General features: G+C 54.6%; 1 protein-coding gene. It reads right to left on the bottom strand.

Annotated features, from left to right (window positions below):
• Positions 1–102: 102 nt before the first annotated feature.
• The coding region (locus D3105_RS35065; RefSeq protein WP_206273081.1) for a hypothetical protein at positions 103–306 on the bottom strand (204 nt) is incomplete at its 5' end.

Consider the following 306-nt stretch of genomic DNA (forward strand, 5'->3'; position numbering starts at 1 on the left):
GTCCAAGCGTAGCGGCAAGAGAGACAAAAAAGGCCGCATTCCTGGCGCAGCCGGGAATGGACCTTCATCGGGAGTTTCCCTAAAAATCTTTGCCTCTTCGAATTATCCGGAAAGCAGTATGGCGCAGACATGCTGCTGTGCTTTGCCGCGTTCAACAGGATTGGAGCGCAGCGCAGCGGAGTGAAATGCTGTTGAGAGCTTCACCCGCAAATCCATTCCCTTCCCCTTTACTTCCATGCCACCGGGTACCCGTGGTTGCTGGCGAAGACAGCAAAAAGCCCAATGGAACAGCGGTGTTCTTCCGCT

The organism is Streptomyces globisporus (assembly GCF_003501885.1).
GTDB classification, from domain to species: Bacteria; Actinomycetota; Actinomycetes; order Streptomycetales; family Streptomycetaceae; genus Streptomyces; species Streptomyces globisporus_D.